Source organism: Vibrio sp. V08_P9A1T1 (assembly GCF_963874405.1).
Taxonomy (GTDB): domain Bacteria; phylum Pseudomonadota; class Gammaproteobacteria; order Enterobacterales; family Vibrionaceae; genus Vibrio; species Vibrio anguillarum.
This window is the reverse complement of sequence record NZ_CAWNIB010000155.1, coordinates 1-18,300: the sequence shown is the minus strand read 5'-3', so window position 1 is coordinate 18,300 and position 18,300 is coordinate 1. Positions and strand designations below refer to the sequence as shown.

Here is an 18,300-nt window from a genome sequence, read left to right as displayed (position 1 = left end):
AGTTCACTAGTTTTTGTAAGTACTTCACGAATAAAGTAAAGGCATCCATTGGGATGCCTTTACTGTTTCTTACGACCGATTAGTTCGCTTGGCAGAGACTTTCTTGAATGGTTAAGCGAATTTCAGGATAGAGCATCGAGTAAAGTAGGCGTGCTAGCTGAACGGTTGGTTCTAAATGGCAATTGCCATCAACATCCAAATAGCCCTGCTCTTTGAGCGTGACAAACATGGCGGAGAATACCCCTTTATCAAAAAACTCAGGGGCATTGATGCCATGCAAACGGCCAAGACGTTGTGCAATTTCTTGGCTTTTTTGCTCTAAATCAGATTTGCCCACTTCAGGGTTAGCAACCAATAGATTGAGAGCAATCGCGTAGCGTTGTAGGGTTTCTGAAATGGTACGACCGAGCAGCATCAACACTTGTGTTTTGGCTTGGTTAATGGCCACGACACCCTCTTCTAGCGTCACTAATTGTTGACGTTGCAGTTCGTTAACGTAAGCGTTGACTACATCTGCGAGTTCATCTTGCGCAAAGCTTAAAAACAGCTCCTGCTTTAAGAAGGGATAAATCAGTGCCACATTGGCGGTTATCTGCTCTAGTGATAGCGTTTGCTGGCGGATCAACATCTGCGCAATCAGCGAGGGAATGGCAAACAGATGAATGATGTTATTGCGATAGTAGGTCATCAAAATCGACTGATTGCGGTCAAGAGAAATAATCTCACCCATGGTATCGGATTCAATTACAAACTTGTCGAGCGACTGTGCGTGGTTAACCAGTTCTTCCGCACTGGCTTTAGGCACAGTGCAGGTTGCTGAGTAGCGCACGTTATTTAGTAGCGATAAATAGCAGTCGATTTGCTTAACCAAATTGTCACGAGCCAGTGCGCTTTGGCGTGAAGCAAGTAACGCGGTGGCACACAACGTTAAGGCATTGGCCGCCGCCGCATCGTTAATGTGCGTCATCATCTTGGTGGCCAGTTGGTTAACAATAGGGTTGATCCACTGCGGCTTGGTGCTGCCCATAGGGTCAATATCTTGCGTCCATTCTGGCACTTGCTCGTTAAGGTATTGGTTCAGCGGGATCGGTTCGCCGAAATTGACATAGCCTTGGCCAAAATTACGCAGCTTGCGAATCGTGCGCAGCACTAAACCCGCATTTTCTTTCTCTTTACTTTTGCCGCGTAGCTCTTTGGCGTAAGTGCTCACTTCCATCACGTGTTCATAACCGATATAAACCGGCACGAGGGTCACCGGGCGGTTAAGGCCGCGCAACATGGCTTGGATGGTCATCGCCAGCATGCCTGTTTTCGCTGGCAGTAAACGGCCAGTGCGTGAACGGCCACCTTCGCTGAAATATTCAACTGAATAGCCTTTGGCAAATAGCTCGGCCAGATATTCGCGGAAAATGGTCGAATAGAGCTTATTGCCTTTAAAGCTGCGACGAATGAAGAATGCGCCGCCACGGCGGAAAATCGGACCTGCTGGGAAAAAGTTCAAGTTGATTCCGGCAGCAATATGCGGTGGCACCATACCTTCGCGATACAGCACATAAGAAAGTAAGAGATAATCCATATGGCTGCGGTGGCAAGGGACATAGACAATCTCGTGTCCATCTTGCGCAAGGCGACGCACGGTGGCGGCATTATTTATATTAAGCCCTTGGTAAATGCGGTTCCATAACCAGCCCAGTATGCGCTCTCCTTTCTTGATTAAGGAGTAAGAGAAATCAGCGGCAATCTCATCCATGATGTCATGCGCTTCTTTGCGCGCTTTTTCGAGGGAGATATTGTTGGCTTTCGCTTGATCTTCAATCGCTTTTTCAATCGCTTGTGATTTAATTAGGCGGTTAAACAGCGCTTGGCGATTGGGCAAATTTGGCCCAGAAGCTGCCAGCTTTTGGCGAGAGAAATGAATACGAGCCACTCGTGCCAATTTATGCGCGATAGATTCGTCGGTGCCGTGTGAATCAGCCATATAGCGCAGTGAAACGACGGGGCTAAAGCGCACCATGCAATCGCGTCCAGCAAAAATTACCGCGAGTGCTTTTTGTGGGCCATTTAAGGCTTGGAGATAGGGTTTCTCTTGCCCCTCTTTACCTGGTTTACGTCCCCAAAGCACCGTCGCTGGGATCATTTGAACGTCCAATTCCGTATCAAACTTATGTAGCTCAAGCAGTTCAGAAAAAAGAGCGATAGAGTCACTAGGAACGTGCTGATCATTACGCATCAAGGTTGGGCGCGCCGAGATGAAAACATAACGGGCAAAACTTTTGCCGTTTAGCTCAAGCGGTTGCAGCGGGTCAGGTAAACCCAGTTCTTTGGCGTGAGTTTGCAAGGTGAGCAAATCAACACTTGAGCGAAAAGGTAAGGCGTAAACAATCGGCTTGTGAATATCAATGCCGTGGTCTTCTATTGGATTAGAAGGGATCGCCGTGCCTTTGACCAACGCAGACAAAGGTAATTTTAGTAGTGAACGAGATAATGAGTGTCCAGAAGACATAAAGGTCGTCGCCTCAAGAATATTTCAATATGCTTAAGCGCATGTCCATTTCCCTGTGAGTTGATACTCAGAGAAATCGATATGCGCCGAAGCGGCTAGCTATTTTTGAGCCGCAAGGATACCAGAAACTGGTCAAACCTTTTAATCATTATTGTTTAGTAAAACAGCATCACTTGCGAGCGCGGTGAGTGAATCGGTGAGGTATTTATCGGTCGATTGCGGCATTTTTTGTAAATAGCCAAAAAATAAGCGTCCGCTCTTCCATTTATTCGATTACTGGATATACTCACAGTTAACTGTATAAACAGACAGGTGAGATATGAAGCCGTTAACGCCCCGCCAGCAACAAGTATTTGATCTTATCCGCAGTAAGATCGACGAAACCGGAATGCCACCGACTCGCGCTGAAATCGCACGCGAGCTGGGTTTTCGTTCCGCCAATGCCGCAGAAGAGCATTTAAAAGCACTGGCTCGTAAACAAGCGATTGAAATTATTCCGGGTGCCTCTCGTGGGTTGCGTATCTTACTTGAAGCTGCCAATGAGCCAGAAGATCTTGGCCTGCCTTTAATTGGTCGAGTCGCGGCGGGAGAGCCTATTTTGGCGCAAGAGCATGTCGAAGCGCATTACCAAGTGGATCCCAATATGTTTCGCCCTCAAGCGGATTTCTTACTGCGTGTGCAAGGCGAAAGTATGAAAGATATTGGCATTATGGACGGTGACTTACTCGCAGTGCACAAAACACAAGATGTGCGTAATGGGCAAGTGGTGGTGGCGCGTGTTGAAGATGATGTGACGGTAAAACGTCTAGAACGCAAAGGCTCTACCGTGTTATTGCACGCAGAGAATGAAGCGTTCTCTCCAATTGAAGTGGATCTTAAATCTCAGCAGCTCACCATTGAAGGTGTGGCCGTCGGCATTATTCGCAATACCGATTGGATGTAATTTATTATTGAGATCTATTCTCAATAACTTGTTATTCTAACTGATATTCATTATCATCTTCTTTGTTGTTACATCGAGTTGCGACATAAGGAAGATGGTAATGCCTACCAATAAACATTCACTAACCCCACGTCATCATATTCCAACCAATTTAGTTCAACCGTTGTGGTTTCGTAGCCGCGAAAGTTTGGTTGATAACGGGTTAGTGTATGATCCGATCGCTGCAAAGGCCTGCCAGAGCTGTCACTTAGCCCCCGAATGTTTAAGCGGTGATATCGATCAAAAACAATTACTGCATGCCACCTTAACGCAATTGTGCGATCAACAAGTGCGCGCGTTTATTGAGCGTAACCCTGATGGATGGATCATTAATGTCGGTGCAGGGTTAGATACCCGTTTTTATCGGGTAGACAACGGGCGTTGCCATTGGATAGAACTCGATATCACCGAAAACCTGCTGTGGCGGCAGAAATTGTTTCATCGCAGTGAGCGTTATCAACATGTGTGTGGCAGTGTCGATGATCTTCAGTGGTTGGATGGATTGCCTATTGCGGAATCCTCAGCCGTTTTAATCGTTTGTGAGCATGCGTTATTAGATTGTACGGCGCAGCAACTCACCTATTTTATCCGCGCATTGGGTTTGCATTTTTCTAATGCGGCGGCTTGTTTAATGCTGGCTGGAGACAAAACTGCTTCCGCTTTAGGTCAGAAAATGGGCTCAGGCCATTATGGACATGGTTTTGCTAATCCAACCGAAGCGGTACTCAATGTCTTGCCTTGGGCTTCGTCGGCAAAAACGCTTTCACCGCTCGATCAACATTGTGGCCGCTGGAAATTATGGCAACGTTGGTTAAGTAAGGTGATGGTTTACAAGCTGCGCTTAACACCCGTTTTAGTTTATGTCCGTTGGTGAGTAACCGCTAGCCGTCCTCCTATCACTCCGCTACACTTTGCTCTCACCCATGAGAGGTCAACGTGTTGCAATCTATTTTACAAACGTTATCGAACCGTTCCGTACATCGACAAGTGTTGCTACTGGCGATACCTATGGTGCTGTCCAATATTACCGTACCGCTGTTAGGTTTAGTTGATGCGGCGGTGATCGGTCATCTGGAACACGCTTGGTATTTAGGTGGTGTGGCACTTGGCGGTACGGTAGTCAGTGTCACTTTCTGGTTACTCGGCTTTTTAAGAATGTCGACCACAGGCCTTGCGGCGCAAGCATACGGTGAACAATCGTCACAAAAACTGGCGTTAGTCTTGTTGCAAGGGCTCTTGATGGCACTGGCATTTGCGTTGTTGTTTTTGATTCTGCATCGATGGATTGGCGATGCGATTTTTTCAGCCAGCAGTGCCAGTGAGCAAGTAAAGCAATATGGGTTGCAGTATTTTGTGATTCGAGCGTGGAGTGCGCCCGCCGCATTGGCCAACTTTGTACTGCTCGGCTGGCTGTTAGCCACGCAAAATGCCAAAGCGCCAATGTGGATGGTAATCATCACTAACTTAACCAACATCGCTTTGGACATTCTGTTTGTGTTGGGTTTCGGCTGGAAAGTGGAAGGTGCTGCGCTGGCGTCGGTTATCGCTGATTATGCGGGCATGAGCTTTGGTTTACTGTGTGTTTGGCGCTATTGGTTGCGGCATCAACTCCCTTCGCCACTGCAGCTAGGTGTTTTAGTGACACAAGGTCTTAGCCGCTTTGTGAAATTGAATCGCGATATTTTCCTGCGTTCACTCTGTTTGCAGGCGGCGTTTAGCTTTATGACCTTTCAAGGGGCGGCCTTTGGTGATCAAACCGTGGCGGCTAACGCTGTCTTAATGAGTTTTTTGATGATGATCTCTTATGGCATGGATGGCTTTGCCTATGCGATGGAGGCCATGGTTGGCAAAGCGATTGGTGCAAAAAGTGAGGCGCAGCTCAAAAGTGCTCTGATCGGCAGTTTTTTCTGGAGTGCGCTAATCTGTTTAGCGTTAACGGTGATGTTTGCGGTGTGGGGATCGGCGTTGATCACGCTGATCACTGACATTAACGCAGTTCAGCAAGCGGCTAACCGTTATCTACCGTGGCTGGTGGCGATGCCGTTAACCGCGATGTGGTGTTTTTTATTGGATGGTATTTTTATCGGCGCGACCAAAGGTAAAGAGATGCGCAACAGCATGTTTGTCGCGATGTGCAGTTTTTTCAGCGTTTTCTATCTGGCTCAGTCTTTGGGTAATCACGCCCTGTGGATGGCGATGCTCAGCTTTATGGCAATGCGCGGCATCAGTTTAGGTGTGCTATTTATCTCACAATGGCGACGCGGTGTTTTTCTCACTTGATCACCGAACCTATCCCTAAGCACTTCACTCACTAGGTTACCAAAAAGAAAGCCGCACTCGTTAGCGGCTTTCATTCCATTAGCAGGCAGAATTAGGTCGATGATTAGAACAATCGATTCAGGCCATTTAACGCCGCCACGCGGTAGGCTTCGGCCATGGTTGGATAATTGAAGGTGGTATTAACGAAATATTCGAGGGTATTGGCTTCGCCTTTTTGCTCCATAATTGCCTGTCCGATATGGATGATTTCAGCCGCGCGTTCTCCAAACACATGAATACCTAAAATTTCTTTTGTCTCTCGGTGAAACAAAATTTTCAAGCTGCCGATATCTTTGCCAGAAATTTGTGCTCGTGCGAGGTGTTTAAACGAAGAGCGGCCAACTTCATACGGAATTTTGGCCGCGGTGAGTTCTTGCTCTGTTTTGCCCACTGAACTGATTTCAGGAATGGTGTAAATCCCAGTTGGAATGTCATCAATTAAGTGCCCTTGCGCTTGACCATGAGCAATCGCTTGAGCGACAAATCGACCTTGATCATAGGCTGCGCTCGCAAGGCTTGGGTAGCCAATTACATCACCGACTGCGTAGATGTGCTCCACCGAGGTTTGATAGTTACGATTGACGGCCAGTTGGCCACGTGAGTCGGCATTCAGGCCCACCGCTTTGAGGTTCAATTTGTCAGTGTTGCCCGTGCGTCCATTGGCGTACAAGATACAGTCGGCTTTCATTTTTTTGCCCGATTGCAAGTGAACGATCACACCATCGTCAGTGCCTTCAATCTTTTCATGGGTTTCATCATTACGAATCACAATGCCGCTGTTCCAAAAATGGTACGAGAGTGCATCAGACGTTTCGTTATCCAGAAACGACAGTAAGCGGTCACGGGTATTGATGAGGTCAGTTTTGACCCCTAAGCCTCGGAAAATCGAAGCGTATTCGCAACCAATGACGCCTGCACCATAAATAATGATGTGGCGAGGATCGTGTTTAAGCGAGAGAATCGAATCGCTGTCATAAACTCGTTCATGAGTAAAATCAACATCATCAGGTTGATAAGGGCGTGAGCCAGTCGCAATCACAAATTTGTCGGCGCTGTATTTTTCGATGCTGCCGTCAGCGTGCGTAACCGCCACGGTATTTTTGTGGGTAAACTTAGCGTTACCAAAAATCAGCGTGCACTGATTGCGATCGTAAAAGCCTTGGCGCAAGCGAGTCTGTTTATCAATCACAGATTTAGCATGGCCTAAAATATCAGAGAAAGTGAGATGAATACTGGTGTTGTTTTTACAAAATAGAGGGTTACTGTTGAATTCGATGATGCGGCTGACCGCATGGCGTAACGCCTTGGAGGGAATGGTGCCCCAATGGGTACAACCTCCGCCAACACTACTCTCTTTTTCGATAATGGCGACATTAAACCCTGCTTTAGTCAAACCCATTGCGGCGCCTTCTCCGCCTGGGCCGCTACCAATTACGATGACATCGAAGTGGTTTTGGTTCGCCATACTCTATTCCTTGTTGTATTTGTTTAACATTGCTGTAGCGAGATTTTAACTGATCCATCAGTGCGGTAAACGATGTTGCCATCAGAGAGTGGAGAGGATCACGCTCGAGAGGTGAAAATGCCACTTTATGCTATTGCTTTGCCCATCTTACTGTGGCGAGTGATTGAAATTAGGTTAGGTGACTGTTTAATTGGTCACTTTGTCCAAAGAGGCGATGTTGTGGCTTAGACAACGTGCTCAATCACGTTATAGTATGGCTCAGATAGTAAAAGAGAAGCGACTTAATATGAAATCGATGGGAATTCGCGCATTACAAAAAGAAAAAACACGTCGTTCATTGATTGATGCAGCATTTAGCCAATTAAGTGCCGATCGGAGTTTTTCTAACTTAAGTTTACGAGAAGTGGCCCGCGAGGCGGGGATTGCGCCCACCTCATTCTATCGACATTTTAAAGATATGGATGAGTTGGGTTTAACCATGGTTGACGAAGGCGGTTTACTGCTGCGCCAATTGATGCGCCAAGCACGGCAGCGCATTGTCAAAGAGGGCAGTGTGATTCGCACGTCGGTTGAAACCTTCATGGAATTTATTGAAAGTAGTCCCAATGTGTTTCGCTTATTACTGCGAGAACGCTCAGGTACTTCTTGCGAGTTTCGTGCCGCGGTAGTGCGAGAAATACAGCACTTTTCCGCAGAGCTCACCGAGTATTTGATGACGACAGGCATGGGTCGTGACGAGGCATTAACTCAGGCCGAAGCTTCCGTTATTTTAGTGTTCAGCTCCGGCGCTGAAGCTTTAGATTTAGATCGACGTGAGCGAGATGAGCTTGCTGAACGTTTGATCATGCAGTTGCGAATGCTAGCCAAAGGGGCATTTTGGTATCGCAAAGAACGTGAACGTAATCGGCTCAAAGGGGGGATAGAGTAATGTCGAATGAAAACAACACAATCCATCGTGGTTCGGAAAGAAAAACACTTGTGCTAGCGCTCATCGCAGGTATGTGCGGCGATGCTTTGTTGTCTTGGGTAACCATTAGCCAAGTTCCGTTCTCCATTTTCCCATTGATTGCATTAGTGCTTTCTGTGCAGGCGTTGTATCAAGAATATTTGCGCCATCCGGTGGCGGAAGATCTTCCATTGGTAGCGCTTGCCTGTTTCTTTGTCGGTGCTTTTGGTCATTCGGCATTTATCAAAGCACAGTATCCAGATTCTGGTTCTAACTTTTTCGCCATTCTCGTACTGCTGTTGTTGCTACTCTGGGTTGGAAGAAAATTGGGTTTTCTTGGTCGCCATCGCGCCGACTAAGTCATCAATGGCTGGGTAGATATAGCGTGCGATGTGACCTTCATCGAAGCCTATCACTGACATATCACAGGGATGTGGACGCCGTTTTCTTGTCGTAGCGTCATGCATCCCGCTGCCACGTAATCGTTGTAAGTATCGATAGCCGTTATCGGTGCGTTTTTAAATACGATGCAAAATTGGTTTGAACGATATTCGGTAAACGTAATTATTGCCAGTTAGCTGGAATTCTTTGTGCACACTAGGGCTCCAAGAATCATCACCACCCACGCCCATGTGCTGATGGTCTAGGCGCACATAAATGGTTTTTTCTGCCATTAAATCACAGGTGTGTTTTGCTTTTGCCAGCGTCTGTTGAGCATATTGACTGACACTAAATTGGAAATCGCCAGATATCACCAGTTCGTTCACTTGCAGCCATTGAGTTCCACAACGTAAGCCACTGTCGGTTGGGAAAATATACGGAGTGTGCATCTCTTCTAGCGTTTGCGTGTGCAAGCCAAAACGTGCTGCAGATAGGCGGTCTGGGTAGTTCTCAAACGGACCTAAACCTTGCCAAGTGATTGGTGTACTCTGCTCATGCAATGGCAATTGCAACTCCAAGCCGATACGTGGCATGGGTGGTAGATCATCGGCAAGTGTCACATCAACGGTCAGCTGCATTTCGCCACTGTTTTTCAGCGTATGCGTCCAAGTGGTGATGGCTTGCACGGCACCGTTGAATTGGTAAGCGAAAGTGGATGTTACTTGCACGGCATGCGCCAACATGTCGCTATGGCAATTGACACATTCGCGTTTCCATTGGCCAATACCAGCCATATCCCAACGACATACCCAAGCGTTTGGATCTACGTTATCCACTTCACTCACACCAATATCGTTATCCAGTGGCGCACGGAAGAAGTTATCTTGCGGTGCCGCCAGCATTTGCGCTTTGCCATCGACTTGCCAATCAATCATCAAGCCTGTTTGACTATCCCAGCACCATTGATGCTTCTCATCTAGGCTGGTGACTACGATCATGCCTTTTTGCTGGCTTATCGCTGGGGCTGGTTGTGTTTCCAATTTAGGCATGGCGAGACCTGCGGTATTGCGTAGCGCAAATTGCTCAGAAGCGCTCACATGTCCCGCGGGTGCCCAAAGTGTTTCAGCCACTAAGGTGATGTCAGTATTCAAGTGGTATCGCGCTTCTGCTTTAGGTGTAAATTCAAAAGCAATCTCTACGGTTGCTTGGCTATCGGCTTTGATGTTTAGCACCACTGAGCCAGATTGAACCAATTTGCCATCTTCCAAAAGTGACCAGTTCAATTGCTCGTTGTCCGTTGCACGAAATAGGTTTTCGTTAGTTACTAATAGATGACAGAATCCTTTCGCTTGTTCTTGCAGCGACACGCGAATCATACGCTGGCAGTATTTGGCTTCTTCCAATGTTGGATGCACAGTGCGATCTGGGAAGATCAACCCGTTGATGCAGAACTGGCGGTCATTGATTTTATCGCCAAAATCGCCACCGTAAGCCCAGAAGTGTTGGCCGTTCTCGTCCCATTGGCTCAAGCCTTGGTCTACCCAATCCCAGATAAAGCCGCCTTGAAGGCGAGGAAACTCGCGGAATGCATCCCAATATTCATTAAAACTCCCCAAACTGTTACCCATTGCGTGAGCGTATTCACATAAGAGCAGTGGGCGAGTTTCGTTGGGTAGAGAAATCCATTTTTTGATTGGCCATTTTGGTACTGCTTCATCTGCAATCGTTGTATTCACACGGGCGTACATAGGTGCAATGATGTCGGTTGCAGCGGTATTGGCACCGCCACCTTCATATTGAACAGGGCGCGACGAATCGTAGTTTTTCGACCAGGCGTACATCGCATTGTGGTTGCTGCCGTGGCCAGACTCGTTACCCAAAGACCAGATGATGATAGAAGGATGGTTTTTATCGCGCATCACCATTTGGGTGTAGCGGCTCATGTATGCGTGCGCCCATTGTGGATTGCTCGAAAGGCGATTCATCGGCTGCATGCCATGGGTTTCGATGTTCGCTTCATCGCACACGTACAAGCCGTATTGGTCACACAGTTCGTACCAACGAGGGTGATTTGGGTAGTGCGCTGTACGTACCGCGTTGAAATTGTATTGCTTCATCAAACAGATATCGCGGATCATGTCTTCTTCTGTCATCACATGCCCAAGCTCTGGATGATGCTCATGACGGTTAACGCCACGGATCAGCAAAGGCTTGCCGTTGAGTTTCAACTGACCATCAGTGATTTCCACTTTGCGAAAGCCCACATGATAGGCTTCACTCTCTAGATGCATGCCGTTTTCATCTAATAGTGAAACGACTAGGCGGTATAGATTGGGGGTTTCTGCGCTCCATTTGTTTGGCTCACGCACATGCAATGTTTGAAATACCACGTCATCGTATGTGCCCCGCTCGTCAATACGGCGGTTGTGCGGGCGATCAATTCGCGGCTCAGTCACCGCGCATTCACCATCAAAGAGCTGCACTTGCACTTGGTAACAATCTGGCGCTGAAATATGCGTCACGATTGATAGTGAACCATCGCGATAACACGCATCCAAATCTGGCGTGACGAATACATCTTCAATGCAGTATTGCGGTTTAGAAAGCAAAGTTACGTCGCGGAAAATACCACTTAGCCACCACATGTCTTGGTCTTCTAGGTAGCAGCCATCACACCAACGCATCACCATCACGGCAAGTGTATTCTCGCCAGCCACTAGGTAGGGCGATAAGTCGAATTCGGAAGGCAAACGGCTATCTTGGCTGTATCCCACCCAAGTGCCGTTGCACCATAGGTGGAATGCTGAGTTCACACCATCGAAGATGATGCGCTGGGTATTGGCAAGATCGGCTTCTGAGCGGGAAATCGTAGTGCGGTAACAACCTGTCGGGTTTTCGGCGGGCACGAATGGAGGGTTTACTTCAAACGGGTATTTTACGTTGGTGTAAATTGGTTTGTCGTAGCCTTGTAGCTGCCAGTTGGAAGGAACCGTTATTTCATCCCAGTTCGTATCATTGAATTTGGTTTGAATAAACTCGCCTTCGACTTGTTCGGGCGAGTCGAACACTTTGAATTTCCATTGGCCATTCAGCGATTGACGTTGGGCGTAAACGCCGTCACGGGCATGGTCAATATCTCGGTAACTGGAAAGTGGGCTGTGTGCTTTTAAGCAGTGAATATTCACTGATTGTGGGGTTTCCCAGTCACGTCGTTGGAGAATATCTGAAAATGCCTTCATGGTTTTCCTACTTGATTTTTTGTTTCTAACCGTGTTGCGCTACGGTAGTGAATACCGTAATGGATGACTTTTTTGCTCTGGTAATCGACGCTAACGCGGCCAAAAACAGTGCCATACATAAAGTAGCTAATCGTTTTATTTTTTGAGTCCTAGCTTGCTACTCAGTGTAAATAAAATGTGGAAACGTTTCCATTGTGGAGTTTACATTTTCATAGTAATAACGGATTTATTCTTCTTTCGTGTGATCATCCTCTCTTGAATGTGTTTTTAAGCAGTTTTAACGGCGAGTGATGAACTTTCCTTGATGAGATTGGCTTTGGATCTGATGTTTATATCAAAATCAATCTGTAAACGTTCCCATGCATTTAGTTTGGCTCACCGATTATTTTGTTCTATTCATTGTGATGCGATGTGATTTCCTGCTTCAAAGTCAGACAAAATGACAGATAACCATTGATTGAATTAACCGGTGGGCAGGTTCTACTGATTGTAGAATTGGGTGAGTATGCAGAGATTCTGCATTGGGGGCAGAAGGTAAGCGGTGATCTCAACGGTTATCGTATGGGCTCTGCATCGCCCGCTCTGATTAAACCGTTAGTCAGAGCGAGCAGCATGATAGGTAATGTTGTCAGTATAAATGGGTGAAAGCCGATTAAATCGAAATTTAAATATTGATTGAAAGTCTTATTTAATCTTCTCCAGCATCACACCTGCTTCCATGTGGTGGGTGTAAGGAAATTGGTCGAATAGAGCGAAACGAGTCACTTTGTGTGTTTCACATAGAGTGTCTAAATTCTCTTTTAAGGTTTCTGGGTTGCAGGAGATATACACAATCCGCTCGTAGCCTTGCACCATTTTGCAGGTATCGATATCCATACCCGAGCGCGGTGGGTCAACAAAAATGGTGTTGCAACGATAGCTTTTGAGATCAACTCCAGCCTGTTGCAAACGGCGAAACTCACGTTGACCTTCCATCGCTTGAGTAAATTCTTCGGCAGACATGCGGATGATTTGCACATTGTCTATTTTATTCGCCGCAATGTTGTATTGCGCGGAATCAACAGAAGGTTTGGCTAATTCGGTTGCGAGCACTCGCTCGAAATTTTTCGCCAATGCCAGTGAAAAGTTACCATTCCCACAGTAGAGCTCCAATAAATCGCCTTGGCTCTCTTGCGTGCAGTCAACGGCCCATTCCAACATTTTTTGTGCGACAGTACCATTTGGTTGAGTAAAGCTGTTTTCCACTTGTTGATAAATGTAACTTTGACCATGTACGTTCAGTTTCTCAATCACAAAATCTCGATCGAGCACGACTTTCATTTTACGTGCACGGCCAATCAAATTGAGGTTGAATCCCTCATCATTGAGACGCTGTTTTAATGCTTTTGCTTGGGTTATCCATTCTTCATCGAGTTGGCGATGATAAAGCAGAGAAACCAATACTTCACCACTAAGAGTGGAGAGAAAATCCACTTGGAAAAGTTTACGGCGCAGTGAGTCGCTGCCTTTAAGTGCATCGACCAAAAGTGGCATCAAATCATTAATTAAACGACTGGCTGCAGGAAACTGGTCAACGCGGTATTTTTCACGCGTTTCTTGGTTGAACATGATGTAATAAAGCTCATCACCTTCGTGCCAAACTCGAAATTCTGCACGCATACGGTAATGCTGCTCTGGTGATTCAAACACTTCCAACTGAGGCATGTTGTATTGTGCGAACATTTGGGTCAGACGCTCGGTCTTTTCCGCCAACTGTTGCTGGTAGTGTTGTGGGTTTACATCAAGAGTCGCCATGGTATTACCTTTGCTTGGGTATGGTGCATTCAAATAATAAAGAGCGCAGATTTTATTCAATCCCTCGCGCTTGTCCAGTTTTGTCCTGAATTAGTCATTAATTGCGAGCTAACAAAAATAGCTGACACCAATCAGTACTAGACAAATTATCAATAGAGCCATAGTATCGCCCTCAGCTGGTGCTATCTAGCGGTATAGATGGCCGAAAAGGGAATCTGGTGTGAATCCAGAACTGACGCGCAGCGGTAAGAGAGAACGAACACCCAATATGACACTGCAGGAAAATGCTGTGGGAAGTCGGGTTAGTAGGTCAAGAGCTCTCAAGTCCGAATACCTGCCAGCAGCCAAATCTATACCACCGTTTGGTTGATTTGGTAGGACTTACGCGAATTAGGATCACAATATGAATAAATCCCTTTTAGCGGCGGCTGTAGCATCGCTGCTTCCGTATGCCTCATTTTCTTCTTATGCTCAAAACACTGAAGAGTCGCTCGTGGTGACGGCTAACCGTTTCGAGCAAATCGAATCCTCAGTTCTTTCTTCAGTAACCGTTGTGTCACGTGAAGAGATCGAACAGTATCAAGCCAACTCATTAACCGAAGTATTACGCCGAGTCCCCGGCGTGGAAATCGCCCAAAATGGTGGGCGAGGACACAATGCGTCTATTTTTATGCGCGGAACTAACAGTGATCATGTGTTGGTATTGGTGGATGGTATTCGTATCAATTCATCTGCAGGTGGTGTGGCGATTAACCGTTTTCCGATTGGTTTAGTGGAACGCCTAGAGGTTATTCGTGGTCCGAGTGCGTCAGTTTATGGTTCTGATGCGATTGGCGGTGTGATCAATATTATCACTCGCTCTCACCGAGGCGATGATGCTAAACAACTAGCGCTGGGCATTGGCAGCCTTGCGTCTAAAAAAGCCGATATAGTGGCTAAAGCGGATGTGAACGAACAAGGGCATATCCAAGTAGCGGCAGGTTTTGAACAAACCGATGGCTATGATATTAAAAAGACGGGAAACGGTACCCAATATGGTTTTGATAGCCAAAACCTGATAGCTGGTTATGAGCATCAATTAAGTAAGCATTGGCTTGGCTATGTTTCTGCAAGCTGGTTTGACAGTGATGCTCAATATGACTCTTATGGTTCGGTTAAACAGGGTTACTCACAAAATGAAAGCGTTACTGGCCAACTGAATTATCACAATGAACAGTTAAAAAGCTTGGTCAGTTTGAACTACCAGCAAACTGAGAACTTAGATTATTCACTGGCGGAAGGTCGGGCAAATGCCAGCACTAAGGCCAATATCAGTCTTACGCAGCTGCAGTGGGCCAATCTCTACCAACTGACATCAACATCGGAAATCGGTGCAGGTATTGATGCTCGCCGTGAACGCCTTGCCGATGACGCGAAAAATCGTGGCAGTGCTCATAAATTAGCGGGTGAAAGCCGAGATACCAAAGGTGCGTTCGCTTCTGGTCGGTTATATGTCAATCGCTGGGTGTTGGAATCCAATATTCGCTATGACGAATACGATCAGTATGACAATTATACAACTTGGTCTGTGGCGGCTGGGTATCAACTTAACGAAGCTCATTTTGTGCGCGCTACTTACGGTACTGCTTTTAAGGCACCAACGTATTCAGATTTAAGCACTACTCCAGACTTACAACCGGAAGAGTCAAAAAATGTAGAGCTCGGCATCTCGGGTGTCTATTCGTTTGCAAGATGGAATCTGTCTGCTTATGACAACAAAGTGGATAACCTCATCATTTGGTATAAACCAGCCTCTTCTTCAGATGACTGGTATTCAGACAACACTGATGCTCGGATTAAAGGCTTAGAGTTTGATGTGAACTTTGATACTGGGCCTGTTAACCATACGGTTGTGGCTGAGTTTAAAGATCACAAAGATGATAACGATGTCCAACTGGCACGTCGTGCAAAGCAAAATTATAAATGGATCAGCTCAATGAATCTCGGTAAGTTTGAGTTTAACGCTACCTATACTTACACAGGCAAACGGCTTGATCTTCCAACAGCATCGCCCATGAGTGACGACTACATTTCCGCAACCAACTTATGGGATATGTCGGTTGGCTACTGGATGAATGATGATCTGATTGTTCGCAGTCGAATCGATAACGTATTTAACGAGCAGTATGAAACGGCGATTGGTTACAAAGCGCCAGAGCGAGCTTATTACCTCAACGTTGCTTATCAATTCTAATTTTTGAAACCGCCAGTGGGCGGTTTTTACTTTGCGAGTGTGATGATGAAAAAGAACGTTATTGTCAGTTGGTCTAGTGGAAAAGATTCAACCCTCACTTTAGAGCGATTACTGGAAGATAGCCGTTATTGTGTGGTGGGCATTTTTACCACTTATGTTGAAGATGAAGTGCCCTTTCAAGCCACCCCTTTGTATGTAATTGAGCTACAAGCACGACTTTTAAAATTACCCGTTGTCAAAATAGAGCTGCCTGCCGTATTTCCAAGTAACGAGCTTTATCAATCGACCATCATCAGCGCATTAAAACAAAGTGGATTAGAGATAGACGCCGTTGCTTTTGGCGATATGTTCTGTAACGGTATTGCGCAGTATCGCAAAAGCTATATTGAACCGGCTGGCTGGGAGTGTGTGTTGCCCTTGTTAGGCGAAGATAGTAGCGCTCTTGCGCGAGAGATCATAAATCGCGGCATCCAAACCATGGTGATGACGACAGATGGTCACAGCCTCACGCCAGACTATTGTGGACAACCTTATGGACGAGCGTTTATTGATTCTTTACCAGCAAAGGTTGACCCGTGTGGCGAAAATGGCGAGTTTCATACACTGGTCACCGACGCGCCCTGTTTTTTGGGTGGAACACTGGAGTTAGAGTTGACGCATCTCCAACTGGGGGAACGTTTTTGTCACCAAAGATACCGAGCAAGAGCATTGCCAATTGATAAAGAGCGAGTATGATCGGAACGTTTTCATTATAAGGTGCTCAGAGTGTCGCAACCGTCTCAGCTTAATGTGCTTATCTTTGACTCTGGTGTTGGTGGGTTATCGGTTTATCAAGAGGTCCAAGCCAAACTACCACAATTAAACTACATCTACCTGTTTGACAATGAAGCTTATCCTTATGGAGAGCTCAATCAAGAGGTGTTAATTAAGCGTGTGGTTAGGTTGGTAAGCGATGTCGTTGTGAAAGAGCGCATTGATTTGGTCGTTATTGCTTGTAATACCGCAAGCACCATCGTCTTACCCAAGCTGCGTTCTTGTCTTGCTGTACCAGTTGTAGGGGTTGTCCCTGCGATTAAACCGGCCTCGTCACTGGCAAATAAAGCCGTGGGACTCATTGCTACCCCAGCGACTATCACTCGTCAATACACTCACGATTTGATTCGAGATTTCTCATCTGACAAGAATGTTGAATTGCTAGGGTCAACGCGCTTAGTGGATATGGCAGAAGAAAAATTGAGGGGCAAAGCTGTCGATCTTGCAGAATTAAAAGAGATTCTTAGCCCTTTGGTGAATCGTATTGATGTGGCGGTCCTTGGCTGTACACACTTCCCATTAATAAAAGAAGAGATCCAAGCCGTATTAGGGAAGAGTGTCGTACTAGTTGATTCTGGAGAAGCTATTGCTCGTCGTGTGCAAGAGCTATTGGGCGTGAAAAGCGAGCCACAATACAAAATCAAACAACACAAGATATTATCAAGCGCACCTCCTTGGGAAGAAAGCGCGCTCAATAGCCGATTAGCTCACTTAGGTTTTACTCCTGTTCAAACATATCGTCATCAGGATGTTTAGGATCATTCGCCACACGTACTTTTAATGTACGCTGCATATAGTCTTTCTCATTCAAAGCTGAAATAGCACCATCTACATTTGCAGAAGCCATCACAACAAAGCCAAATCCACGCCTTTTGCCCGTTCGCTTATCTTTCATCAAACGTACGGCAAAGACCTCTCCATATTTGGCAAAAAGTTCACGAACATGAGCTTCATTCGCTTTGTATGGCAAGTTACCGACATACAGTGTTTTCGTTGAGAGTTTTGACTCCTCATCATCGGTTAGCGTTTTGCTGCCAAAAAATTTAAAAACAAGAGCGGAAGAGACAACACCAAGAACAAAAGTAATTGCGGGAGAAAGCGCGACCAGAGAAAAAAGGATTGCGCCTATTATTGCAAGAGATGCAACCAGTAAAATCGATTTATTAGAGTTCATATTGGAATACTACATATCAAGTAAAAGAAGAAGGATGTCTAGGATTAACAAAATAGACACATCAATCTTACGTTTATGCTTGGTGTTTTTCCAACCAATTGCTGTGATAACCTTCAAATGTTGAAGTTTTATTCAATAAAACGCGACATTGGTGGCTTTTTGAGCGAATGAAAGGTGATTTTAAAAAAGAACTTGTCACATTGTAAAACCTCCCTATAATGCCGCCTCACTGACACGGAGTGAGGCAAGCCTCACAAACGAGTTACTAGTTGAAAGAGAAAGATAGTTAAAAATAACTCTTGACTCTTAAAAGCTAAAGCGTATTATTCGCACCCCTAGCGACACGGACTTAACGGTCTTGTTCGACAGGAACGCTCTTTAACAATATAAACCTATCAATCTGTGTGGGCACTCGTTGATGATAATCAAAAAAGATTTATCAATGAACTGA

At 46.0% G+C, this 18,300-nt stretch carries 14 protein-coding genes and 1 riboswitch; of the genes, 9 read left to right on the top strand and 5 right to left on the bottom strand.

The features are described 5' to 3' along the window. Nucleotides 1–79: 79 nt before the first annotated feature. Entirely contained in the window at nt 80–2,503 is a 2,424-nt protein-coding gene (plsB, locus tag AACT21_RS07220; protein WP_013855485.1) for a glycerol-3-phosphate 1-O-acyltransferase PlsB, read from the bottom strand. A 319-nt stretch (nt 2,504–2,822) separates the two neighbouring features. On the opposite strand from plsB, the gene lexA reads away from it, so the two are divergent. The 3 genes from lexA (at nt 2,823) to dinF (ending at nt 5,765) form a co-directional block, all read left to right on the top strand. Continuing rightward, on the top strand, nt 2,823–3,446 hold the full coding sequence (lexA, locus tag AACT21_RS07215) for a transcriptional repressor LexA (protein ID WP_026028591.1): 624 nt from the start codon (nt 2,823–2,825) through the stop codon (nt 3,444–3,446). A gap of 94 nt (nt 3,447–3,540) precedes the next feature. Then, complete coding sequence (locus AACT21_RS07210) at nt 3,541–4,359, top strand: class I SAM-dependent methyltransferase (RefSeq protein ID WP_094164610.1); 819 nt, start codon at nt 3,541–3,543, stop codon at nt 4,357–4,359. A 62-nt stretch (nt 4,360–4,421) separates the two neighbouring features. Then, nucleotides 4,422–5,765, top strand: coding sequence for an MATE family efflux transporter DinF (dinF, locus tag AACT21_RS07205; protein WP_094164609.1), 1,344 nt, complete (start codon nt 4,422–4,424; stop codon nt 5,763–5,765). 103 nt (nt 5,766–5,868) lie between these two features. On the opposite strand, the gene sthA is transcribed toward dinF, so the two are convergent. Further along, nucleotides 5,869–7,269 (bottom strand): Si-specific NAD(P)(+) transhydrogenase, encoded by a 1,401-nt coding sequence (sthA, locus tag AACT21_RS07200; RefSeq protein WP_017048582.1) that lies wholly within the window; start codon nt 7,267–7,269, stop codon nt 5,869–5,871. A 286-nt stretch (nt 7,270–7,555) separates the two neighbouring features. Between sthA and fabR the strand changes: the two genes are divergently transcribed. Both fabR and AACT21_RS07190 read left to right on the top strand, forming a co-directional pair. After that, complete coding sequence (gene fabR, locus AACT21_RS07195; protein ID WP_017048583.1) at nt 7,556–8,197, top strand: HTH-type transcriptional repressor FabR; 642 nt, start codon at nt 7,556–7,558, stop codon at nt 8,195–8,197. Then, nucleotides 8,197–8,574: a YijD family membrane protein gene (locus AACT21_RS07190; RefSeq protein WP_094164608.1), complete on the top strand. Its 378-nt coding sequence runs from the start codon at nt 8,197–8,199 to the stop codon at nt 8,572–8,574. Before fabR ends, AACT21_RS07190 begins: the two co-directional genes overlap by 1 nt. Before the next feature lie 159 nt (nt 8,575–8,733). On the opposite strand, the gene AACT21_RS07180 is transcribed toward AACT21_RS07190, so the two are convergent. Further along, nucleotides 8,734–11,835, bottom strand: coding sequence for a beta-galactosidase (locus AACT21_RS07180; RefSeq protein WP_094164607.1), 3,102 nt, complete (start codon nt 11,833–11,835; stop codon nt 8,734–8,736). Between the two features lie 453 nt (nt 11,836–12,288). Here AACT21_RS07180 and AACT21_RS07175 point away from each other — a divergent pair, with 453 nt between their 5' ends. After that, nucleotides 12,289–12,480 carry a hypothetical protein gene (locus tag AACT21_RS07175; RefSeq protein ID WP_094164606.1) on the top strand — a complete coding sequence of 64 codons (192 nt, stop codon included), beginning with the start codon at nt 12,289–12,291 and terminating at the stop codon, nt 12,478–12,480. 39 nt (nt 12,481–12,519) lie between these two features. Here AACT21_RS07175 and trmA read toward each other — a convergent pair whose 3' ends face one another. Then, nucleotides 12,520–13,629, bottom strand: a complete 1,110-nt coding sequence (gene trmA / locus AACT21_RS07170) for a tRNA (uridine(54)-C5)-methyltransferase TrmA (protein ID WP_026028859.1) — start codon at nt 13,627–13,629, stop codon at nt 12,520–12,522. A gap of 160 nt (nt 13,630–13,789) precedes the next feature. Beyond that, a riboswitch (cobalamin riboswitch) is annotated at nt 13,790–13,985 on the top strand. A 47-nt stretch (nt 13,986–14,032) separates the two neighbouring features. On the opposite strand from trmA, the gene AACT21_RS07165 reads away from it, so the two are divergent. The 3 genes from AACT21_RS07165 to murI are packed head-to-tail and all read left to right on the top strand — an operon-like array spanning nt 14,033 to nt 17,431. Next, a complete protein-coding gene (locus AACT21_RS07165; RefSeq protein WP_013855458.1) occupies nt 14,033–15,862 on the top strand; it encodes a TonB-dependent receptor domain-containing protein in 1,830 nt (609 codons plus the stop codon). Nucleotides 15,863–15,907: 45 nt separating this feature from the next. Beyond that, nucleotides 15,908–16,597 (top strand): ATPase, encoded by a 690-nt coding sequence (locus tag AACT21_RS07160; protein WP_049785465.1) that lies wholly within the window; start codon nt 15,908–15,910, stop codon nt 16,595–16,597. Between the two features lie 30 nt (nt 16,598–16,627). Next, entirely contained in the window at nt 16,628–17,431 is an 804-nt protein-coding gene (gene murI / locus AACT21_RS07155; RefSeq protein ID WP_026028285.1) for a glutamate racemase, read from the top strand. Here murI and AACT21_RS07150 read toward each other — a convergent pair. Beyond that, the gene (locus tag AACT21_RS07150; protein ID WP_017044858.1) at nt 17,394–17,849 is read right to left on the bottom strand and encodes an RNA recognition motif domain-containing protein; all 456 of its coding nucleotides are present in this window, start codon (nt 17,847–17,849) and stop codon (nt 17,394–17,396) included. The genes murI and AACT21_RS07150 overlap by 38 nt on opposite strands. Between the last annotated feature and the right edge of the window lie 451 nt (nt 17,850–18,300).

Excerpts from the sequence above, each read along its gene's own strand:
- plsB (WP_013855485.1), bottom strand. The coding sequence starts at position 2,503 with ATGTCTTCTGGACACTCATTATCTCGTTCACTACTAAAATTACCTTTG.
- lexA (WP_026028591.1), top strand. The coding sequence starts at position 2,823 with ATGAAGCCGTTAACGCCCCGCCAGCAACAAGTATTTGATCTTATCCGC.
- AACT21_RS07210 (WP_094164610.1), top strand. The coding sequence starts at position 3,541 with ATGGTAATGCCTACCAATAAACATTCACTAACCCCACGTCATCATATT.
- sthA (WP_017048582.1), bottom strand. The coding sequence starts at position 7,269 with ATGGCGAACCAAAACCACTTCGATGTCATCGTAATTGGTAGCGGCCCA.
- fabR (WP_017048583.1), top strand. The coding sequence starts at position 7,556 with ATGAAATCGATGGGAATTCGCGCATTACAAAAAGAAAAAACACGTCGT.
- AACT21_RS07190 (WP_094164608.1), top strand. The coding sequence starts at position 8,197 with ATGTCGAATGAAAACAACACAATCCATCGTGGTTCGGAAAGAAAAACA.
- AACT21_RS07180 (WP_094164607.1), bottom strand. The coding sequence starts at position 11,835 with ATGAAGGCATTTTCAGATATTCTCCAACGACGTGACTGGGAAACCCCA.
- trmA (WP_026028859.1), bottom strand. The coding sequence starts at position 13,629 with ATGGCGACTCTTGATGTAAACCCACAACACTACCAGCAACAGTTGGCG.
- AACT21_RS07165 (WP_013855458.1), top strand. The coding sequence starts at position 14,033 with ATGAATAAATCCCTTTTAGCGGCGGCTGTAGCATCGCTGCTTCCGTAT.
- AACT21_RS07160 (WP_049785465.1), top strand. The coding sequence starts at position 15,908 with ATGAAAAAGAACGTTATTGTCAGTTGGTCTAGTGGAAAAGATTCAACC.
- AACT21_RS07150 (WP_017044858.1), bottom strand. The coding sequence starts at position 17,849 with ATGAACTCTAATAAATCGATTTTACTGGTTGCATCTCTTGCAATAATA.